This window comes from Geodermatophilus sp. URMC 62, assembly GCF_052931475.1.
Map to the genome: position 1 here is coordinate 1,825,621 of NZ_JBRFHY010000001.1, position 20,329 is coordinate 1,845,949.

A 20,329-nucleotide genomic window follows, 5' to 3' on the forward strand; every position below is an offset into this window, starting at 1 on the left:
CGGGACGGCGCAACCACTCTCGCTCGGGAGCGACCGCCGCTCAGTCCGGGTCCGGTGCCAGGCGGACGACCATCTTCCCGGTGTTGGCGCCCTTCAGGAGGTCGAGGAAGGCGGGGACGGCGTTGTCCAGCCCCTCGTACACGGTCTCGCGGACGACGAGCTCACCCGAGCGGATCCACCCCGACACCGTCCCGGTGAACTCGCCGTGCAGGTCGGTGTGGTCGCTGACCAGCAGGCCGGTCACCGCGAGGCGCTTGGCGATCATCAGCGAGCTGAAGTTCCGCGGCCCGGAGACCGTCTCGGTCGCGTTGTAGGAGGAGATGGCGCCGCAGATCGTCGTCCGGCCGTGCAGGTGCATCGCGCCGAGCGCGGCGTCGAGGTGCTCGCCGCCGACGTTGTCGAAGAAGACGTCGATGCCGTCGGGCGCGGCCTGCGCGAGCAGGTCCCGCACCGGCCCGTCGTGGTAGTCGAAGGCGGCGGTGAAGCCGATCTCGCGCAGCCAGGCGACCTTCTCCGGGGTGCCGGCGCTGCCGATCACCGCCGAGGCGCCGCGCAGCCGCGCGAACTGCCCGACCGCGCTGCCGACGGCCCCGGCCGCACCGGAGACGAACACCGCGTCGCCCTCGCGGAAGGCGGCCACCCGGAACAGCCCGGCCCAGGCGGTCAACCCCGGCATGCCGAGGATGCCGAGGGAGTAGGTGAGCGGCAGGTCCTCCGTGGCCGGCAGCTGCCGGACCGCGCGGGCGTCGAGGACGGCGACGTCGCGCCAGGCGGCGTCGGTGAGCACGAGCGCGCCCACGGGGACGTCGGGGGAGCGGGACTCGACGACCCGGCCGACGGCGCCCCCCTTCATCACCTCGCCGACCTCCCACGGCGCCGCGTACGACGGCCCCAGGCGCATCCGCCCGCGCATGTAGGGGTCGACCGACATGGCGACCATCCGCACCACCACCTGGCCCTCGGCAGGATCGGGGTGCTCGACCTCGACCAGCGCGAAGTCCTCGGGGGTGGGCTCGCCGTGCGGGCGGTTGGCGAGGTGCCACTCGCGGGCGGTCACGGGCACGGGGCGCCTCCTGCGTCGTCGGGTCGTGCTGCCACCGGGGACGGTCGCACGCCGCACCCGGGACGGCCACCGTCCCGGTGTCGTGTCCGTGCCGGGAGCGCCCGGGCGAGCACGTCACGGTCACGCGGCCGGCTCCGGCTGCGGCTCCGGCTGCGGCTGCGGCTGCGGCTGCGGCTGCGGTGAGGCACTCCTCGATGCTCCGGCGACCGCCGGCCACGGCGACGAGCCGCTCGAGGCCGGGCCGGGCCGGGTCGGCGCGCTCGCTCGCCGCGGAGCGCGGTCCCCGCCGAGGTCCACCGATGAGTTCCGCCGGACGGGCCGGTCTGCCAGCACGTACCCCCTCGAGCCACCGACTGGAGACCCGGCATGACCACTCCCGCACACCCCGGCCGCACGCTGTTCGTGAACATGCCCGTGGCGGACCTGGAGCGCAGCAAGGCGTTCTTCGCGGAGCTCGGCTTCGGCTACGACCCGGTGTTCACCGACGAGACCGCCGCCTGCATGCCGGTCGGGGAGCACGCGTTCGTCATGCTGCTCAGCCGCGAGAAGTTCGCGGAGTTCTCGACGCTGCCGATCGCCGATCCCACCACCCACGCGCTGGCGCTGTACTGCTTCAGCGTGTCCTCCCGCGAGGAGGTCGACGCGGTCAGCGCCGCTGCGCTCGCGGCGGGCGGCGCCGAGGCGGACGGCGCGGAGGACTTCGGCTTCATGTACTCACGCAGCTTCTTCGACCTCGACGGCCACGGCTGGCAGGTCATGTGGATGGACCCGGCGGCACTGGCGCAGGGCCCCGAGGCGTTCGCGGCCTCCGTGCAGGACGCCGACGCCCGCGCCTGACCCGCTCCCACCCGCACGTGCGCCGTCGTCCCGACGTCCCGCAGGGGACCGGCCACCGAGCCGGTCCCCTGCGGCGTCAGCCCGGTCGACGGGCGGCAGTCAGCAGAGTGCCTCGGCGATCGCCCGGACGGTGGCCGCGGAGCGGGAGCCGGATCGACCGGCGGTCAGCGCCCGTGCAGCTCCTCGGCGAGCATCACGAGGATGCCGCTGGGGCCGCGGACGTAGGTGAGCCGGTAGGCGTCGCCGTAGGTCGCCACGCCCCGCAGTGGGTGGCAGCCGTGCCTCGCGGCGATCGCGAGGGCCTCGTCGAGGTCGTCGACCGAGAAGGCGACGCGGTGCATGCCGATCTCGTTGGGCCGGGTGGGCTCGGTCTCGATCGCGTCGGGGTGGACGTACTCGAAGAGCTCGAGGCGACCGTGGCCGTCCGGCGTCTGGAGCACGGCGACGTCGGCGTGGTTGCCGTCGAGGCCGACGGCGGTGTCGGCCCACTCCCCGCTGACCGTCTCACGGCCGAGGACGGTCAGCCCGAGGTCGGTGAAGAAGGCGATCGTCGCCTCGAGGTCGCGGACGGCGATGCCGACGTTCTCGAGTCGGATGGGCACGCGCTGCACGCTACCGAGTCGCGGCGCCCTGTTCGGGGCCGTGAGCTGCCGGTTCCGGCCCGGCGAGGCGGCGGGCCGTCCCGCGGGACCGGCGTCGTGCCGGTCGGACACCCGGACAGGATCGGCCGGGACCTCCCCGCGTCCTCCCGCGTGCCTCGACGACGGTCAGCAGCGGTCCTCCGGAGGGGAGTGCCGGAGCTGCTGCGCCTGCCAGACCTCACGGGTGATGCCGTAGACCACCTCGCCCTGCTCGGCACCGGGCAACGGGTCGGGCCACGAGCGGTGGTCGGTGCGCAGGTGGTGCATCCCGAGCCTGGCCATCACTCGGCGGCTCGGCGTGTTGACCGCCATCGTCTCGGCCCACACCTCGGTCAGGCCGACGGTGCCGAAGCCGTGGCCGAGCAGTGCCGATGCGCCCTCGGTGGCGTACCCCTGCCGCCAGTGCGAGCGGCCCAGCCTCCATCCGGCCTCGGCCGAGGACGGGTGCGCCGGTACCGGGCGACCTGGCGACAGGTCCCACCAGCCGAGGAACTCCCCGTCACCGCGGCGCCGCCCCACCCACCAGCCGAGTCCCACGGCGTCGGCGTCGGCGTCGGCGCAGATCGGACCCCAGTGGTCGAGCACCTCCTGCGCGCTGCGCGCACGGCCCAGGACGTACCGCATCACCTCTGCATCGGCGTCGAGCTCCACCAGCAACGGCAGGTGCTCCTCGGTCATCGGCTCCAGCCGGATGCGCGCCGTGGTCAGGACGGGGCGACCCACGGGACCATCCTGTCGCCCGGAGACCGGCTGACCGCCTCGGGACGACGTCCGCGCTCGGGGTGGCGCGCCCGTCCTACGCTCGGATCATGTTGTTCTCCCGGTACAAGACCCAGCCGGTGACGCCGGAGAACGCGCTGCCGGGCCGTCCCGACCCGCTGCCGTTCGTCCCGGAGACCCACGCGGTGAACGGCAACCGCATCCAGCCGCCGTTCCCCGAGGGGATGCAGACCGCCGTCTTCGGTGCGGGCTGCTTCTGGGGCGTCGAGAAGGTGTTCTGGCAGACGCCCGGCGTGTACTCCACCGCCGCCGGCTACGCGGGCGGCTACACGCCCAACCCCACCTACGAGGAGGTCTGCTCCGCGCAGACCGGCCACACCGAGGTCGTCCTCGTCGTCTTCGACCCCGCCGTCATCAGCTACGAGCAGCTGCTCAAGGTGTTCTGGGAGGACCACGACCCGACCCAGGGCATGCGGCAGGGCAACGACGTCGGCACGCAGTACCGCTCGGCGATCTACTACGCCTCGCCCGAGCAGGAGGCCGCCGCCCGCGCGAGCCGCGACCAGTTCCAGGAGCGGCTGGCGGCGGCCGGTTACGGCGAGATCACCACCGAGATCGCCCCGCTCGGCGACTTCTACTACGCCGAGGACTACCACCAGCAGTACCTCTACAAGGTGCCCAACGGGTACTGCCCGATCCACTCGACCGGCGTGAGCTGCCCGGTGGGCCTCCCCGGCGTGTGAGAAAGGACCCTCCTGCCCCCCACCCCTCGCTGTCCCCCGCAAGCGGGAGGTACCCCCAGCTCGGGGCGGGACCCTGCAGGAGGGCCGTGTCCCCTCGGGAGAGTGCGAGCGTGGACCTGTTCCGCACGCCGGAGGAGCGCTTCGCCGCGCTGCCCGGCTCCGCCCACGAGCCGCGGTACGTCGAGGTCGGCAGCGGGGACGGCGGGACGCTGCGGGTCGCGTACGTCGAGGCCGGCCCAGCCGACGGCGAGGTCGTGGTCCTGCTGCACGGCGAGCCGTCGTGGTCGTTCCTGTGGCGGCACGTCGTCCCGGAGCTGACCGGCGCCGGGCTGCGCGTCGTCGCCCCGGACCTGGTCGGCTTCGGCCGCTCCGACAAGCCCACCGACCCCGCGGCCTACTCCTACGCCGCGCACGTCGAGTGGGTGCGCGAGGCGCTGTTCGACCGATTGGACCTGACCGGCGTCACGCTGGTCGGCCAGGACTGGGGCGGGCTGATCGGGCTGCGGCTGGTCGCCGAGCACCCCGGCCGGTTCGCGCGGGTCGTCGTCGCCAACACCGGGCTGCCCACCGGCGACACCCCGATGAGCGAGGCGTTCCTCGCCTGGCAGCGGTTCGCCACGACCGCGCCCCGGTTCGACGTCGGCCGCGTCGTCGCCAACGGCACGGTCACCGACCTGCCGGCGGAGGTGGTCGCCGCCTACGACGCGCCGTTCCCCGACGAGGCGTCCAAGGCCGGCGCCCGGGTCTTCCCCGCGCTGGTGCCCACCGCGCCGGACGACCCGGCGTCGGCGGCCAACCGCGCGGCGTGGGAGGTGCTCACCCGCTGGGAGAAGCCGTTCCTCACCGCGTTCAGCGACTCCGACCCCATCACCGGCGGCGGCGACCGGGTGTTCCAGCGGCTCGTGCCCGGCGCGCAGGGGATGCCGCACACCACGCTGCGCGGCGGCGGGCACTTCCTGCAGGAGGACGTCGGCCCGGAGCTCGGCCGGGTGGTCGCCGCGTTCGTCGCCGCCACCCCGCGGACGTGACCGAGGACCTGCTCGCGACGCTGCGCCGCGAGCCCGACGTCGAGGCGCCCGACCTCGTCGCCGTCGACGCCACCGACCGGCTGCTGCTCGACACCGCGGCGCCGCACCTGCCGGTGGAGCCCGGCCGCGTCGTGGTCGTCGACGACTCCTACGGCGCGCTCACCCTCGGCGCGGTCGCGGCCGGCGCCACCGACGTACGGGTGCACCAGGACCTGCTGGTCGGCGAGCAGGCGCTGGCCCGCAACGCCGCCCGCACCGGGCTGGCCGGCACCCACCGCTCCCTGCCCCTGGACGCCGCCCTGCTCGCCGGCGCCACGCTGGTGCTGGCCAAGGCGCCCCGGGCCCTGGACGCGCTGCGCGAGCTCACCGAGCTGACCGCGGCCGCGGCCGACCCCGGCGTCGTCCTGCTGGTCGGCGGGCGGGTCAAGCACATGACGCTCGGCATGAACGACGTCCTGCGCACCGGGTTCGGCGAGGTCTCGGCCACGCTGGCGCGGCAGAAGTCGCGGGTGCTGGTGGCCCGCGGACCGCGGCCGGAGGTGCGGCCGTCGTTCCCCCGCTGCCGGCACGACGACGCCCTGGACCTCGACGTCTGCGCGCACGGCGCCGCCTTCGCCGGCACCCGGGTCGACGACGGCACCCGGCTGCTGCTCGCGGCGCTGCCCGGCGCCGCCCCGGACGCCCGCGCGGCGCTCGACCTCGGCTGCGGCACCGGCGTGCTGGCCGCCGTCCTCGCCCGCTCCCGCCCGGGGCTGGCCGTCACCGCCACCGACCAGTCGGCCGCGGCGGTCGCCTCCGCGCGGGCCACGCTCACCCGCTCCGGGCTCGACGGGGTGCAGGTGCGGCGGGACGACGCCGCGGCCGGGGTGCCCGACGGGAGCGTGGACCTCGTCGTCTGCAACCCGCCGTTCCACGTGGGCGCCGCCGTCGTCCCGGCCGCGGCCGACCGGCTGTTCGCCGCCGCGGCGCGGGTGCTGCGGCCCGGCGGCGAGCTGTGGGCGGTCTACAACAACCGGCTGCCGCACCGGGCGGCGCTGCGCCGGCGGGTCGGTCCCACCCGCGTCGCGGCCGCCGACCGCCGCTTCACGGTGACCGTCTCCACCCGGCGCGGATAGCGGAACCACAAAGGCCCCCCGCGACGCGGGATTCGGTTGCAGTCGACCGGGTGCCGGCCGAACAAGGAGGCAGCGGCGCCTCCCGGCGCCGTCCACCGCGCTCCGGGAGAGCCCCATGTCGCGCAACACCTGGTCGCACCGCCCCCTGGGCGTCAAGCTGTCCGCGCTCGTCGGGGCCGGGGCACTGGCCCTCGGCGCCGTCACCCTCATCGCCGTCCAGGAGTTCTCGGGGGCCGGCGACCGCACCCAGGTCCTGCTCGACACCACCCACGCCACCGCCGAGGGGCTCGAGGCGGACATGATGCACGACGCCGTCCGCGCCGACGTGCTGCAGGCGCTGCAGGCGGCACAGGCCGGCCGGGTCCAGGACCTCCAGGCAGCGCAGGCCGACCTGCAGGAGCACTCGGCCGCCCTGCAGGAGCACCTAGACGCGGTCGTCGCCGCCGGTCTCGGGACCGACGTCGAGGAGGCCGTCACGGCGGTCACGCCCGCCGTCGACGACTACCTCGCCGCGGCCGCCCAGGTCGTCGCGACGGCCGGACAGGACGTCCGGACGGCGCAGAACGCCTACCCCCAGTTCCTGACCGCCTTCACCGACCTCGAGCAGGAGCTCCCCTCGGTCGGCGACGCGGTCGGCGCCCACGCCCGCCGGGCGGCGGACGAGACGACCGCCGAGCTGAGCTCGGCCGGCCCCCTGGTGCTCACCGTCGCCGGCGCCGCCGTCCTCGTGCTGGGCCTGCTCGGCTGGGCCGTCACCCGCTCGGTGGTCGGTCCGCTGCGCCGGGTGGGAGCCGTGGTCGCCGCGATGGCCGCGGGCGACCTGCGGGGCGCCACCGGCGTGGACAGCCGCGACGAGGTGGGCCGGATGGCCGTCGCGCTGGAGACCTCGATGGGGGCCGTGCGCACCGTGCTCGCCACGATCGGGGACAGCTCCACCACGCTGGCCTCGGCGACCGAGGAGCTGTCGGCCTCGGCGCAGGACCTCTCCCGGCTGGCCGTGGAGTCCGCCGACCAGTCGGGCATCGTGGCCGGCGCGGCCGAGCAGGTCTCGCAGAACGTGCAGACCGTGGCCGCCGGTTCGGAGGAGATGGGCGTCTCGATCCGCGAGATCGCCCAGAACGCCAGCGAGGTCGCCCGGGTCGCCTCCCAGGCGGTCGTCGTCGCCGACTCCACCACCTCGACCGTCGCCAGGCTCGGCGAGTCGTCGCTGGAGATCGCCAGCGTCGTCAAGGCGATCACCACCATCGCCGAGCAGACCAACCTGCTCGCGCTCAACGCCACCATCGAGGCCGCCCGCGCCGGGGAGGCCGGCAAGGGCTTCGCCGTCGTCGCCAACGAGGTCAAGGAGCTGGCCCAGGAGACGGCCAGGGCCACGCAGGACATCACCGCCCGGGTGCAGGCCATCCAGACCGACACCGAGGGCGCGGTCACCGCGATCGGCGAGATCTCCTCGATCATCGGGCTGATCAACGACTCGCAGGGCACCATCGCCGCGGCGGTGGAGGAGCAGACGGCCACGACGACGGAGATGAACCGCAACGTCGCCGAGGCGGCGCTCTCGGCCGGTCAGATCGCCGAGAACATCCAGGCGGTCGCCGGCGCCAGCACCTCGACCACGCGGGCGATGCAGGACGCGCGGTCGGCGATCGACGAGGTGGCCCGGCTGGCCTCCGGACTGCAGGCCTCGGTGGCGCACTTCCGCTGGTGACCGGGACGGCGGCGCGTGGCCCATGGGGGGCAGGAGGGTCCTCCTGCTGCGGCTGCACGTACGCCTCGGCGATCGAGACGGCGGGAGGCGCGACGACGTGGTCCTGGCCGGGCCCCAGGCGCAGCTCGCACACCGCCCGGACGTCGGCGGGGGTGAGCGGTTCCCGCTCGACGGCGGCCACGGCAGCAGGTGCTCCCGGGGGAGGGCGGGTGCTGGTCCCCGGCGTCCGCTGCGGCCACCCTGGAGGGCATGCCGACGACGCACCCGACCCCGTCCCGCCTGCGCCGGGCCCTGCCGTGGATCGGTGGGGGCCTGGCGGTGCAGGGCGTCCTCGCCGCCGCCGGGCAGGTGTGGGCCTGGCGCGCGGACGAGGGTGACGACAGCACCGCCGGGATCCGGCGGGTGCGGGTGATGGGCGGCGTCGCGCTCAGGCCGCGCCACCCCGAGCTCTCCCGGGTCCGGCTGGACGTCGTCATGGGCGGCGGCGAGGTGGACCTGACCGGCCTGGCGCCGGTGCCAGGGGGCGTCGACGTCACCGTCCACGCGGTGATGGGCGGTGCGGCGGTGCGGGTGCCGCCGGGCTGGCGGGTGTGGAGCGGGGTGCGCGCCGTCGCCGGCGGCGCCGGGCTCGGGCCCGGGGTGCGGCGGACCGACGACGAGCGCGGCGCCGACCTGCGGCTGCACGGGTGGGCCGTGATGGGTGGCGTCGGCGTCGAGACCCCGCGCTGATCGCGGTCGCGGGTCCCGGCGAGCGTCGTGCAGCGGTCGCGCGGGAAGCTCCGGTGCTCCGAGCCGGTGGCCGTCGTGTTGCACGTGGAACCGGCGCGTCAGGAGCCCCGGTACGTCGAGTACGCGAACGGCGAGAGCGGCAGCGGCCATCGGCGTCGGCGACCCCCTCGGCGAGCACCTCGTCCGCCGCGTACAGCCGGACGTCGATCCCCGCCGCCGGCCGCCCGGCGACGGCGCCGAGCACGTGCGTGGACACGCTCACGTGCCCTCCTCGCTGGCGCACGCCGGCCACGGTCGCGGCGCTGCCCTGTCCTCGTGCGAGCTCGCTCACGGGACCGGCTCCCGGACCCGCAGCTCGGTGATCCGCGCCGGCTGCTCGACGACGACGCCGGCCGGCCCGGTGGCCGCGGCCCCGTCCCGGCCTCCTCGGCCGCGGGTCGCGCTCCCTGTCGTTGACGTCGGGACCGTGGGTGCGATCGGTGCGGCCGTGATCCCGGGCTACCGCCGCGACCTGGCGGCGGCCCGGCGGCGTCTGGCCGAGCCGCCGATCCCGGTGCACCGCCTGTCGTCGGCCGAGGGCGTCGTCGAGTACGCCCGGTACGGGCACGGGCCGGCCGTCCTCGTGCTGCACGGCAGCGGCGGGGGCTGGGACCAGGGCGTGGACTGGGCCCGGCGCCGGCTCGGCGCGGACCGCGACGTCGTCGCGGTCTCCCGGTTCGGCTACCTGGGCTCCACGCTGCCGCGGGGCGCGACGACGGCGGCGCAGGCCGACGCCTGCGCCCGGCTGCTCGACGCCCTGGGCATCGACCGGGCCGACGTCGCGGGGGTGTCCGCGGGGTCGATGACTGGGCTGCACCTGGCCGCGCGACACCCCGACCGGGTGCGGCGACTGGTCCTGGAGTCGCCGATGCTGCCCACCCGCAGGCCCGTCCGGCTCCCACCTGCGGGCGTCTACCGGCTGCTGGTGACCCTGGAGCCGCTGCTGTGGGCGCTGGTCCGGTCCGGGCCCCTGGCCCGGATCGCTGCCGGTGTGCCCGCCGGCGAGTTGGACGACGCCGCGCGCGCCGAGCTGGCCGAGATCACCGCGACCGCGTTCCCGCTGGCGCCCCGTCTCCCCGGGATGGTCTTCGACCGGGCGGTGGCCGCGCCCGAGCTGTACCGGGGGGAGCCCGCACCCGAGGCGGTCGCGGCGCCCACGCTGGTGGTCAACGCCGCCGAGGCGGTGCTCACCCCGCACGACGACGCCGAGGCCTTCGTCCGGCGACTGCCCCGGGGACGGCTCGTCGAGCTCACGACCGGCGGCCACGTGCTGGTCGGCAACGTCGAGCACCTCCGCCGGGTCCTCGCCGGCTTCCTCGACCAGCCGGCCCCGGACACCGCCCCCGCGGCCGAGCCGGCGCCCCGCGACCCGGCCCCTCCCGGGTGACGGGTCCGGCGGCCGCGTCGGCGTCGGTGACAGGACCCGCCTAGGCTGCCCTGCGTGGTGACGCGGTGACCCCGGACGCGTCCTCCCCGTTCGCCAACGGCGGGGAGGTGGGCCGGGAGATGGCCGCCCGGGACTGGGCCGCCACCCCCGTGGGGCCGCCGGAGCAGTGGCCCTCGGCGCTGCGCAACCTCGTGCGCATCGTGCTCACCTCGCGGTTCTCGATGTGGGCCGCGTACGGCCCCGAGCTGACCGCCTTCTACAACGACGCCTATCTGCACGACACGCTGCGGGACAAGCACCCGTGGGCGCTGGGCCGGTCGGCCCGCGAGATGTGGTCGGAGATCTGGGACGACATCGGCCCGCGCATCGAGTCGGTCCTCGAGACCGGCGTCGCCACCTGGGACGAGGACCTGCTGCTGTTCCTGCAGCGCAGCGGCTACCCGGAGGAGACCTACCACACCTTCTCCTACAGCCCGGTCGACGACGACGAGGGCCGCACGGCCGGGATGCTCTGCGTCGTCACCGAGAACACCGACCGGGTGCTCGCCGAGCGGCGGATGGCCGGCCTGCGCGACCTCGCGACGGCGGTCTCTGCCAAGCGCACCGAGGCCGAGGTGCTGGCCGCGGTGGGCGAGCAGCTCGCCCGCAACCCCCACGACCTGCCCTTCAGCGCCACCTACGTCTTCGACGAGGACGGGACGGCGCGCCTGGGCGCCACGACCGGCCTGACCGCGGGCTCCCCGGCGGCGCCGCACGAGATCCCCGCCGGCACCGCCGACCCGGTGTGGCCGGTCGCGCGGCTGCGCGCGGGCGAGCCCCTGGTCGTCGTCGACGACCTGGCACAGCGCTTCCCCGGACTGCCCACCGGCGCCTGGGACGCCCCGCCCGAGCAGGCGGTCGTGGTGCCGGTCGCCTCCGCGGCGCCCGGCGCGGCCGCGCTGGCCGGCTTCCTCGTCGTCGGCCTCAACCCGCACCGGCGCCTCGACGACGCCTACCGCGGCTACCTGGAGCTGCTGGCCAACCAGATCGCCTCGGGCCTGCTCAACGCCGGGAGCCACGAGGCCGAGCGGCGCCGCGCGGAGGCGCTGGCCGAGCTCGACCGCGCCAAGACCGACTTCTTCTCCAACGTCAGCCACGAGTTCCGCACCCCGCTGACGCTGATCACCGGACCGGTCAGCGAGCTGCGCTCCTCCCCGGTGGTGGCGGCCGACCCGCGGGTGGCCGAGGAGCTCGAGGTGGTCGAGCGCAACGCGCTGCGGCTGCAGAAGCTGGTCAACACGCTGCTGGACTTCTCCCGGCTGCAGGCCGGGCGCATCGAGGCCCGCTTCGAGCCGGTCGACCTCGGGGCGGTGACCGCCGAGCTGGCCAGCGTCTTCCGCTCCGCGTTCGACCGCGCCGGCCTGGCGCTGACCGTCGACTGCCCGTCGCCGGCGCAGCCGGTGCACATCGACCGGGACATGTGGGAGAAGGTCGTCCTCAACCTGCTCTCCAACGCCCTGAAGTACACCTTCACCGGCGGGGTCACCGTGCGGCTGCGGGAGCGGGACGGCGCGGCCGTCCTCACCGTCGCCGACACCGGCACCGGCATCCCTGCCGCCGAGCTGCCGCGGCTGTTCGAGCGGTTCACCCGCGTGACGGGCGCCCGCGCCCGGTCCGGCGAGGGCAGCGGCATCGGCCTGGCCATGGTGCGCGAGCTGGTCGGCCTGCACGGCGGGTCGATCGACGTCGACAGCACACCCGACGTCGGCACCACGTTCACGGTCACCGTGCCGCTGGGCACCGCGCACCTGCCGCCGGAGCGGATCGTCCCGCCGCCCGCCGAGACGCCCGCCGTGTCGGCGACGGCCACCCCGTACGTCACCGAGGCGCTGCGCTGGCTGCCCGGCACGGCCGAGGAGGTCCGCGAGACGGTCCCGGAGGGCGCCCCGGCCCGGGCCGGGCGGGTGCTGGTCGCCGACGACAACGCCGACATGCGCGACTACGTCGTCCGGCTGCTGGCCCCGGCGCACCGGGTCCGGGCCGTCGGGGACGGGCAGGCCGCGCTGGAGGCGGCGCTCGCCGATCCGCCCGACCTCGTCGTCAGCGACGTGATGATGCCGGGCCTCGACGGCGTGCAGCTGCTGGCCGCGCTCCGCGCGGACACCCGCACCTCCCGCGTGCCGGTGGTCCTGCTGTCGGCGCGCGCCGGCCAGGACGAGGCGGTCGAGGGCCTGGCCGCCGGCGCCGACGACTACCTGGTCAAGCCGTTCTCCGCGCAGGAGCTGCTCGCCCGGGTCGACGCGCACCTGCACCTGGGCCGGGCCCGCCGCGAGGCCGAGGAGCGGTTCACGGCGATGGCCGACCTCGCCCCGGCCCTGATCTGGGTGGCCGACGCCGAGGGCCGGCGGGTGTTCCTCAACGCCGGCTGGTCGGCGTTCACGGGCCGCGCGGTCGAGGAGGAGCTCGGCGAGGGCTGGCGCGCCGGCCTGCACCCGCAGGACCGCGACCGCTACGCCGGGACCGTCCGCGCGGCCGCGGCGCGCGGACAGGGCTGGGAGGTGGAGTTCCGGCTCCGCCGCGCCGACGGCGCCCACCACTGGCTGCTCGAGCGCGCCGCCCCGATCGGCGCGGACGGCGCGACGGCGCGCACCGGCGGGTACGTCGGCAGCTGCACCGACATCAACGCCCGCTACCGCGAGACCGAGCGGCAGACGCTGCTCGCCGCCGTCGGCACCGCGCTGGACCGGGAGACCGAGGTCGAGGGGCAGCTGGCCACCCTCGCCCGCCTGGTGGTCGACCGGCGGCTGGCCGACGTCTGCACCGTCCGGGTCGTGGGGGACGACGGGCGGCTGCGCTACGCCGGCATCGCCGGCATCGACGACGACGTGGTGGCGGTGGCCCGCTCCCTCGAACCGCACGGCGGGCTCGGCCGGGTGGTCCTCAAGTCCGGCGCCCCCGCCCTGCGGCCGCGCCTGGCCGGCGCGGGCGACGGCGACGTCCGGCTGGACCTCAGCTCCGCGCTCGTCGTGCCGCTCACCGTCCGCGGGCGGGTCCGGGCCGTGCTGGCCCTGGGCCGGCGGGACGACGCACCACCGTTCCACGAGGACGACCGCGCCCTCGCCGAGGAGATCGCCGCCCGCGCGGCGCTGGCCCTCGACAACGCGCTGCTGCTGGCCGACGAGCGGGCCACCGCCCGGCGGCTCGGGCTGCTGCAGCGGGCCACCGCGGAGCTGTCGGCGGCGACCTCTCCGGTGGACGTCGCCGAGGCGGCGGCCGGCCACGTCACGGCGCTGACCGGGCACGGCAGCCGGGTCGGCGTCTTCGAGCTCGACGACGCCGGCCGCGGGCTGCGGCTGCTCTGCATCGCCGGCGCGGGCGCCGACGAGCACCGGCTGTGGGCCGAGGTCCCGCTGTCGGCGCCGCTCGCGGTGACCGCCGCCGTCGCCGAGCGGCGGGCGCAGTGGATCGAGGACCCGGCCGACTGGCCCGGTGCCCGCGGCGGCCTGGCACCGGACCAGGCAGGCGCGCTGGCCGCGTTCGGGCTGGCCTCGACCGTCGCCCTGCCGCTGCTGGTGGCCGGCCGGGTGGTCGGCGTCGTGGGCGTCGGCTTCGCCGAGGCCCGCCGGTTCGGCGCCGTCGAGCGCGGCATGCTGCTGGCGGTGGCCGAGCAGTGCGCGCAGGCCCTCGACCGGGCCCGCCTCTACCGCGCCCAGCAGGACATCGCCTCGACCCTGCAGCGCGACCTGCTGCCCCAGCGGCTGCCGCAGCTGGAGCGGCTCGCGCTGGCCGCGGAGTACCTGCCCGGTGCGGCCGGCACCTCCGCCGGCGGCGACTGGTACGACGTCGTCGAGCTGGGCGGCGGGCGGGTCGCGGTCGCCGTCGGCGACGTCGTCGGCCAGGGGCCGTCCGCCGCCGCGGTCATGGGGCAGCTGCGCAGCGCACTGTCCACCGCCCTGCTCCAGGGCAGCCCACCGGCGGAGGCGCTGGAGCTGCTCGACCGGTTCGCCGCGCGACTGCCGGGCGCGCTGGCCTCCACGGCGGCCTGCCTGGTCCTCGACTGGGAGGCCGGCACGGTGCGGTGGGCCCGCGCCGGCCACCTGCCGCCGCTGCTGGTCACCGACGGCGGCGCCGAGCTGCTGGAGGACGGCGCCGGCGCCGTCCTCGGCGCGCCGGGACGGCCGCCCTACACCGAGGGCAGCGCCGCCGTCACGCCCGGGACGACGCTGCTGCTCTACACCGACGGCCTGGTCGAGCGGCGCGGCGAGGTCCTCGACGTGGGCCTGCAGCGGGTGACCGACGCGGCCGCCCGGCTCGCCGGCGCCGACCCGGCCCGGCTGACCCGGGCGCTGCTCGCCGAGGTGCTCGACGCGTCGGCCCTCCCCGATGACGTCGCGGTCATCGCCGCGCGGCTGACCCCCCCGCCGGTGCAGGAGACCCTGCCGGCCGACCCCGCCCGGCTGGCCCGCGTGCGCCGCACGGTCACCACCTGGGCGCGGGCGGCCGGGCTGTCCGAGGACGGCGTCGACGACCTGCAGCTGGCCCTCGGCGAGGCGCTGGCCAACGCCGTCGAGCACGCCTACGCCGCGAGCGGCGGGGCGGGCCGGTGCGAGTACCGGCTGGCGCGGACCGCCGACGGCAGCGTCGACGTCTGCGTCCGCGACGAGGGCGTCTGGCGGCCCGTGCCGGCCGACCCCGGGCACCGGGGCCGCGGGCTGGAGCTGATCTCGGCGCTGGCCACCGACGTGGAGGTCGCCCGCACCACCGACCCGCGCGGTGTCGAGGGCGCCGGGACGACGGTGCGCTTCCGCTTCGTCCCGGCCGGTCCCGGGCCGGCCGACCCGCCGGTGCGCGGGGCGCGGGTGCCGCCGGACACCGGCCCGGCCCGGTTGGGAGTGCACCGGGACGGCGACGGCCTGCGGCTGGAGGTCACCGGCGAGGTCGACCTGGCCGTCACCCCGGCGCTGCGGGCCGAGGCGCTGCGGGCGCTGGAGGAGCTGCCCGCGGGCGCGCGGGCGGTGCTCGACCTGACGCCGGTGACGTACCTGGCCAGCGCCGGCGTGGGGCTGGTCCTGGAGCTGCAGGCCGCGGCGGCCGCCCGGCGGGCGGTGCTGCAGGTGCGGACGCGCCCCGGCTCGGCACCGGCGCGGGTGCTCGCGCTGGGGGAGCTCGACGGCGACCGCTCCTAGATGACTGATTCCAAGGGGTTCGGGCTGAAACCGGTGTGATCACGGGCGAGGGTGTTCAGGCTTGGCGTTGCTAACCCAACGTCGAGCCGGGAGGCCCTCGTGGACGCCGACCTGGACACCCTCGCCACGGCACTGTATGCCCGCACCGATGACCTGCTGAAGGCCGCGCCGCAGCGGCTCCCGTGGCGCCCGGCGGTGGGCATCGCTCCCCGGCTCAGCGATGCCGAGCTGGTGACCCTGGCGGTGTTGCAGGCGCTGCTGGGGTTCACCAGCGAGGCCCGCTGGCTGCGGTTCGCCGGCCAGCAGCTGCGCCCGCTGTTTCCCTACCTGCCGCACCAGCCCGGCTACAACAAGCGGCTGCGCCGCCTCGCCGGCACCGTGATCTGGCTGATCCGGGCCCTGGCGACCGACACCAGCCTGTGGGCCGATGACGTGTGGGTCATCGACTCCACGCCGATCGAATGCGCCCGCTCCCGGGAAGCGGTCCGCCGCTCGGAGCTGGCCGGCTGGGCCGAGTACGGCTACTGCGCCAGCCACACCCGCTACTTCTGGGGGCTGCGGCTGCACCTGATCGCCACCCTGCACGGACTGCCGGTCGCCTTCGCCCTCTCCGGCGCCACAGCCGACGAACGCCAGGTGCTGCTCGACCTGCTCGGCGCCGACCCCGCCCTCCTCGCCGGCCATGCCGGACAGATCCTCATCACCGACAAGCACGACTACGGCCGCCGCTTCGACGCCGAGCTGGCCGACGCCGGGCTGAGGCTGCTGCGCCGCCCCCGCCGCGGAGAACCCGACCGGCCCGGCGCATCGGTGTTCAAACCGCTGCGCCAGACCATCGAGTCGGTCTTCGACACCCTCAAAGGCCAGCTCGACCTCGAACTGCACGGCGGCCACACCCCAGCCGGCGTCCTGATCCGGGTGCTGCAGCGCCTGCTGGCCCTGACCGCGGTCATCTGGCACAACGACCACACCGGCCAATCCGTCCGCAGATCGCTACTCGCCTACGACCACTGACCCCTTGGAATCAGTCATCTAGCCGGCCGGGTCCCTCCGCAGGGTGGGCAGCGCCACCCCGACGGGCCCGCCTGTGCGCGGTGCCTGACAATGGGAGAAGTGGCCGGAGTCGTTCCGGTGCCGAGGCGGGTCGAGGGGCCAGTGGATCCAGTCGCAGGGGCCTCCGCCACGGAGGCGGAGCCGGGCGGAGCCGTGCCGGGGTCCGGGTCCGGCGCGCCGGGCTCCTCGACCGGAGGAGCGGCCTTCCGGCACACGGCCGCCCTGGTCCGCTCCGCCGACGAGGCCGTCGCCGTGGCCGCCGCGTTCGTCGAGGAGGGCCTGCGCCAGGGGGACCTGCCCGTGCTCGGCTGCGTCCCCGACACCGCCGACGCCGTCCGCCGGGCCCTGGGCGCCGGTGCGGGCACGGTGGAGGACGACGCACGGATCTGCCTGGTCGGCGCCCGGGCGCCCGACGCCGTGGTCGTCCTGCGCCGCCTGCTGGAGCGGGCGCAGGCCGCCGGCTCGGGCCGGCTGCGGATCCTCGCCGAGCCGCAGTGGGGCACCGACCCCCGGCGCCGGCGCGAGGTCCAGCGCTACGAGGCGGCGAGCAACGTGTTCATGGCCGGCGCCCCGGTGACGGCGATGTGCGTCTACGACCAGGAGCGGTTGCCGCTCGAGGCCCTCGTGAGCGCCGCGCGGACCCATCCCGAGCTGGTCCGCGACGGCGTGCGGGTCCCCAGCCCCGCGTTCCGCCCGCCCGCGGACCTCCTGCGCGGGCTCGGCGCCGTCCGCGAGCCGCTGGAGGCCGGCGAGCCGGTGTACGCCGTCGACGCGGCGCCGACGCTGCCCACCCTCCGCGGCGACCTGCGCCGGGTCCTCACCCGGTGGGTGCCCGACGCCGACCAGCGGGCCGACCTGCACCTGGCGGTCAGCGAGGTGGCCGCCAACGCCTTCCGGCACGGGCGGCAGCCGGTCTCGGCGCGGGTCTGGACCGACGGCGACGCGATCGTCTGCACGATCACCGACGGAGGCACGTCCTTCGACGACCCCCTCACCGGCTTCGTGCCCGCGCACGGCGACGATCTCGCCGCGGGCGGCATGGGGTTGTGGCTGGCCCGCAAGCTGTGGGACTCCGTCGACCTGCTGGCCGGCACCGACGGGTTCACCGTCCGGCTGAGCACCACCCTCGTGCCCCCGGCGGCCGGCGCCGGCGCGGCTTGACGCTGCCGTTTCCTCACTGCTGAGCTACCTGCCGTGGAGGACGCCGTCGACCTCATCCTCGAGCAGTGGGCCCGGGAGCGTCCCGACCTCGACTGCTCGCCGATGGGCGTCATCGGCCGGATCAGCCAGCTGCAGCGGGAGGTCCACCTCGCCCAGCGCGAGACCTTCGCCCGGCACGGGCTGGACGCGCCGTCCTTCGACGTCCTCGCCGCCCTGCGCCGGGCCGGCGACCCCTATCAGCTGACGCCGACCGCGCTCATGCGCACGGCGCTGGTGACCTCCGGGGCGATCACCCAGCGGCTGGACCGGCTGGAGGAGAAGGGCCTGATCACGCGCACCCGCAGCGCGTCCGACGGGCGGGCCGTCGTCGTCACCCTCACCGCGGCCGGGCGGGCGGCGCTGGACGCCGCCCTGCCCGACCACCTGGAGACCGAGCGCGGCCTGCTGGCCGGGCTGTCCGAGGACGAGCTCGCGCAGCTGGCCTGTCTGCTGCGCCGCTTCCTCGTCACGCTGGGCCGGGTGCCGCAGCGGCCCTAGCCGACGGGCGGGACGTCCCCAGGGTGCAGGTCGGCGCGCACGCGGAGGAAGCGCAGCGGGTGCCGGAAGACGCCGGCCTGCAGCGCGGCGTCCGCGCTGACCTCGACCACGACGTCGGGCACCACGCGGGTGAGCGCGACCGACAGCCGCCCGCCGCCGAAGCGGCCGGTGCCGATGCGCTCGGGCCAGGGGTGGTCGGGACCGGCGGGGGCGAGGACGGCGGCCAGCTCGGCGGCGGCCGCGGGGGACAGCGGGCCGGTGCGGCCGACGACGACCAGCTCGCCGTCCCGGTACCGCCCGGCGACGAGCTGGCTCGGGCGCTCGAGGGTCCCGATGACGCCGCCGGCGAGCACCTCCGTCGTCTCCCAGGACTTGACCTTGAGCCACTCCCGCCGTCCCCCGGCGTAGCGGGTGGCCGCACCCTTGGCGACCAGGCCCTCGACGCCGAGCGGCCGCAGGTCGGCGGCCCAGCCGCGGGCCTCCTCGCGGTCGGCGGTCACCGGGGAGAGCTGCAGCGGCGGCGCCCACGGCCGGGCGAGCTCCTCGAGCCGGGTGCGGCGGGTGCGGAACGGTCGGCCGCGGAGGTCCTCGCCGGCGGTGGCCAGCAGGTCGAAGGCGACGTAGGAGGCAGGGTGCGCGGCGGCCTGGGCGGCCATCCGGCCGGGTGCGGTGACCATGCGGCGCTGCAGCAGCCCGAAGTCGAGGCGCTCGCCGTTCCACACGACGACCTCGCCGTCGAGGACCGTGCCGGCCGGCACCTGGGCGAGCGCGGCCGCGGCGACGTCGGGGAAGCGGTCGGTGAGGTCGCGGCCCTGCTTGGACCACAGCCGCGTGCCCGACCGGTCGCGGACGACGACCAGCCGGTAGCCGTCCCACTTGGGCTCGTACCGGCAGCCGCCGGGCAGCGCGCCGGCGGCCGGGAGGTCCCGCACCGGCTTGGCCAGCTCCACCGCGACCGGTCCGGCCAGGTCCGGCGGCAGGCCCGGCAGACCGGGGACGGAGAGCGGCACGCGGTCAGCGTCGGGGTCGCCGGGCCGTCGCGCAGGCCCCTGGGCCGCGGACTCCCCCGTTCAGGGCACCCGGAGGACCCCGCCGCCCCGCGGCTCGCGAGCCCGCGGCGGGGCGCTGCAGCGGGGCCGGCGGGTCGGCGACGGTGCGGGGGAGGTCACTCGCGGTCCGGGAAGGACGGGCGCGCAGGGTCGTTGAGAACGGGATGAACAGCCCGTCGTCCCGAGGAGTCCCGGTGTCCCGTCCCGTCCTGCAGGTGGTCGCCGCCAGCACCCGTCCCGGTCGCCGGGGTCTCGCCGTCGCCGAGTGGGTCCGGCGCCTGGCCGAGGAGCACGGCGGCTTCGACGTCGAGCTGGTGGACCTCGCCGAGGTCGGCCTGCCGGTCTTCGACGAGCCCCACCACCCGCGGCAGCAGCGCTACGTGCACCAGCACACGAAGGACTGGAGCGCCACGGTCGCCCGCGGCGACGCGTTCGTCTTCGTGACGCCGGAGTACAACCACTCCTTCCCCGCCGGGCTGAAGAACGCCCTGGACTACCTGTCGGTCGAGTGGGCCGACAAGGCCGCCGGCCTGGTGACCTACGGCGGTGTCTCGGCCGGGCTGCGGGCGTCCGCGGCGCTCAAGCCGGTGCTGGCCGCGCTGCGCGTGGTGCCCGTGGTCGAGGCGGTGTCGGTGCCCTTCTTCGCCCAGTTCCTCGACGACGAGGAGCGCTTCGTGCCGAACACCGAGCTCGAGGCCGGCGGCAAGGCGATGCTCGACGAGCTGCTCCGGCTCACCACCGCGCTGCGCACCCTCCGGGCCGCCTGAGCGGAGGCCCCTGCGGCGGGGCCGGCGGTCAGCGGCGGAGCAGGAGCAGCGCGTAGGCGGCCAGCGAGGGGCCGTCGGTGAAGCGGCCGTCAGCGACCATCCCGCGGAGCTCCGCCTCGGTCACGAACGCCGTCACCATGTCGGCCTCGGTGGCCTCCCGGGCGGTCGGGCCGGGCGTGAGGTCGGTGGCCAGCCAGACGTCGAACTCCTGCGTGGACAGGCCCGGCGCCAGGTCCAGGTGGCCGAGGTGCTCGACCCGGCCGGCCCGCAGCCCGGTCTCCTCGGCGAGCTCGGCACGGGCCAGCTCCTCCGGCTCCCCGGCGCCGCACGCCGTCAGCGCCTCGGCGGACCACGTGCCCTGCGGGAACTCCCACGCGCGGCGGGCGACCGGGTGGCGGAACTGCTCGACCAGCCAGAACCCGTCGCGCTCGGCGGCCAGTACCACGGCGAAGTGCGGCTTCTCGACGACGCCGTACACGCCGGTCGAGCCGTCGGCCCGCTCGACGGTGTCCTCGCGCACCCGGATCCACGGGTTGCGGTAGACCTCCCGGCTGCCCGTCGTCCGCATGCAGCCGAGCCTGGCAGAG

At 76.3% G+C, this 20,329-nt stretch carries 17 protein-coding genes and 1 pseudogene; 12 read left to right on the plus strand and 6 right to left on the minus strand.

The genetic code is table 11. The features are described 5' to 3' along the window. Positions 1-40: 40 nt before the first annotated feature. Complete coding sequence (locus ACU616_RS08760; RefSeq protein WP_446758086.1) at positions 41-1,063, minus strand: NADP-dependent oxidoreductase; 1,023 nt, start codon at positions 1,061-1,063, stop codon at positions 41-43. Between the two features lie 366 nt (positions 1,064-1,429). Here ACU616_RS08760 and ACU616_RS08765 point away from each other — a divergent pair, with 366 nt between their 5' ends. Further along, the gene (locus ACU616_RS08765) at positions 1,430-1,900 is read left to right on the plus strand and encodes a VOC family protein (RefSeq protein WP_446758087.1); all 471 of its coding nucleotides are present in this window, start codon (positions 1,430-1,432) and stop codon (positions 1,898-1,900) included. 164 nt (positions 1,901-2,064) lie between these two features. Here the strand turns inward: ACU616_RS08765 and ACU616_RS08770 are convergent, their stop codons facing one another. Further along, positions 2,065-2,502, minus strand: a complete 438-nt coding sequence (locus ACU616_RS08770) for a VOC family protein (RefSeq protein WP_446758088.1) — start codon at positions 2,500-2,502, stop codon at positions 2,065-2,067. 165 nt (positions 2,503-2,667) lie between these two features. Next, positions 2,668-3,264 (minus strand): GNAT family N-acetyltransferase, encoded by a 597-nt coding sequence (locus ACU616_RS08775; protein WP_446758089.1) that lies wholly within the window; start codon positions 3,262-3,264, stop codon positions 2,668-2,670. A gap of 86 nt (positions 3,265-3,350) precedes the next feature. Between ACU616_RS08775 and msrA the strand changes: the two genes are divergently transcribed. The 5 genes from msrA to ACU616_RS08800 all read left to right on the plus strand — a co-directional run bounded on the left by msrA (position 3,351) and on the right by ACU616_RS08800 (position 8,584). Next, a complete protein-coding gene (gene msrA, locus ACU616_RS08780; RefSeq protein WP_446758090.1) occupies positions 3,351-4,004 on the plus strand; it encodes a peptide-methionine (S)-S-oxide reductase MsrA in 654 nt (217 codons plus the stop codon). 110 nt (positions 4,005-4,114) lie between these two features. Next, positions 4,115-5,032: a haloalkane dehalogenase gene (locus ACU616_RS08785; protein ID WP_446758091.1), complete on the plus strand. Its 918-nt coding sequence runs from the start codon at positions 4,115-4,117 to the stop codon at positions 5,030-5,032. After that, on the plus strand, positions 5,029-6,147 hold the full coding sequence (locus ACU616_RS08790; RefSeq protein WP_446758092.1) for a class I SAM-dependent methyltransferase: 1,119 nt from the start codon (positions 5,029-5,031) through the stop codon (positions 6,145-6,147). The genes ACU616_RS08785 and ACU616_RS08790 overlap by 4 nt, the downstream gene beginning before the upstream one ends. Before the next feature lie 115 nt (positions 6,148-6,262). Beyond that, positions 6,263-7,855: a methyl-accepting chemotaxis protein gene (locus ACU616_RS08795; RefSeq protein ID WP_446758093.1), complete on the plus strand. Its 1,593-nt coding sequence runs from the start codon at positions 6,263-6,265 to the stop codon at positions 7,853-7,855. 249 nt (positions 7,856-8,104) lie between these two features. Further along, complete coding sequence (locus tag ACU616_RS08800) at positions 8,105-8,584, plus strand: hypothetical protein (protein ID WP_446758094.1); 480 nt, start codon at positions 8,105-8,107, stop codon at positions 8,582-8,584. Positions 8,585-8,720: 136 nt separating this feature from the next. Here the strand turns inward: ACU616_RS08800 and ACU616_RS08805 are convergent. After that, a pseudogene (locus tag ACU616_RS08805) lies at positions 8,721-9,143 on the minus strand (hydroxyisourate hydrolase); the annotation flags it as partial. Here ACU616_RS08805 and ACU616_RS08810 point away from each other — a divergent pair. The 5 genes from ACU616_RS08810 (at position 9,051) to ACU616_RS08830 (ending at position 17,926) form a co-directional block, all read left to right on the plus strand. Then, positions 9,051-10,010, plus strand: a complete 960-nt coding sequence (locus ACU616_RS08810; RefSeq protein ID WP_446758095.1) for an alpha/beta fold hydrolase — start codon at positions 9,051-9,053, stop codon at positions 10,008-10,010. The pseudogene ACU616_RS08805 and the gene ACU616_RS08810 sit on opposite strands and share 93 nt — an antisense overlap. Before the next feature lie 65 nt (positions 10,011-10,075). After that, positions 10,076-15,175: a SpoIIE family protein phosphatase gene (locus ACU616_RS08815; protein ID WP_446758096.1), complete on the plus strand. Its 5,100-nt coding sequence runs from the start codon at positions 10,076-10,078 to the stop codon at positions 15,173-15,175. A 99-nt stretch (positions 15,176-15,274) separates the two neighbouring features. After that, the gene (locus ACU616_RS08820; protein ID WP_446758097.1) at positions 15,275-16,189 is read left to right on the plus strand and encodes an IS982 family transposase; all 915 of its coding nucleotides are present in this window, start codon (positions 15,275-15,277) and stop codon (positions 16,187-16,189) included. A gap of 192 nt (positions 16,190-16,381) precedes the next feature. Continuing rightward, positions 16,382-17,389: an anti-sigma factor RsbA family regulatory protein gene (locus ACU616_RS08825; protein ID WP_446758098.1), complete on the plus strand. Its 1,008-nt coding sequence runs from the start codon at positions 16,382-16,384 to the stop codon at positions 17,387-17,389. A gap of 33 nt (positions 17,390-17,422) precedes the next feature. Then, positions 17,423-17,926: a MarR family winged helix-turn-helix transcriptional regulator gene (locus tag ACU616_RS08830; RefSeq protein WP_446758099.1), complete on the plus strand. Its 504-nt coding sequence runs from the start codon at positions 17,423-17,425 to the stop codon at positions 17,924-17,926. Here the strand turns inward: ACU616_RS08830 and ACU616_RS08835 are convergent. Continuing rightward, positions 17,923-18,936, minus strand: coding sequence for an ATP-dependent DNA ligase (locus ACU616_RS08835; RefSeq protein WP_446758100.1), 1,014 nt, complete (start codon positions 18,934-18,936; stop codon positions 17,923-17,925). The genes ACU616_RS08830 and ACU616_RS08835 overlap by 4 nt on opposite strands. Positions 18,937-19,169: 233 nt before the next feature. Between ACU616_RS08835 and ACU616_RS08840 the strand changes: the two genes are divergently transcribed. Continuing rightward, a complete protein-coding gene (locus ACU616_RS08840; protein WP_446758101.1) occupies positions 19,170-19,742 on the plus strand; it encodes an NADPH-dependent FMN reductase in 573 nt (190 codons plus the stop codon). Positions 19,743-19,770: 28 nt separating this feature from the next. Here the strand turns inward: ACU616_RS08840 and ACU616_RS08845 are convergent, their stop codons facing one another. Then, complete coding sequence (locus tag ACU616_RS08845; protein WP_446758102.1) at positions 19,771-20,310, minus strand: NUDIX domain-containing protein; 540 nt, start codon at positions 20,308-20,310, stop codon at positions 19,771-19,773. Between the last annotated feature and the right edge of the window lie 19 nt (positions 20,311-20,329).

Excerpts from the sequence above, each read along its gene's own strand:
- ACU616_RS08765 (WP_446758087.1), top strand. The coding sequence starts at position 1,430 with ATGACCACTCCCGCACACCCCGGCCGCACGCTGTTCGTGAACATGCCC.
- msrA (WP_446758090.1), top strand. The coding sequence starts at position 3,351 with ATGTTGTTCTCCCGGTACAAGACCCAGCCGGTGACGCCGGAGAACGCG.
- ACU616_RS08795 (WP_446758093.1), top strand. The coding sequence starts at position 6,263 with ATGTCGCGCAACACCTGGTCGCACCGCCCCCTGGGCGTCAAGCTGTCC.
- ACU616_RS08800 (WP_446758094.1), top strand. The coding sequence starts at position 8,105 with ATGCCGACGACGCACCCGACCCCGTCCCGCCTGCGCCGGGCCCTGCCG.
- ACU616_RS08845 (WP_446758102.1), bottom strand. The coding sequence starts at position 20,310 with ATGCGGACGACGGGCAGCCGGGAGGTCTACCGCAACCCGTGGATCCGG.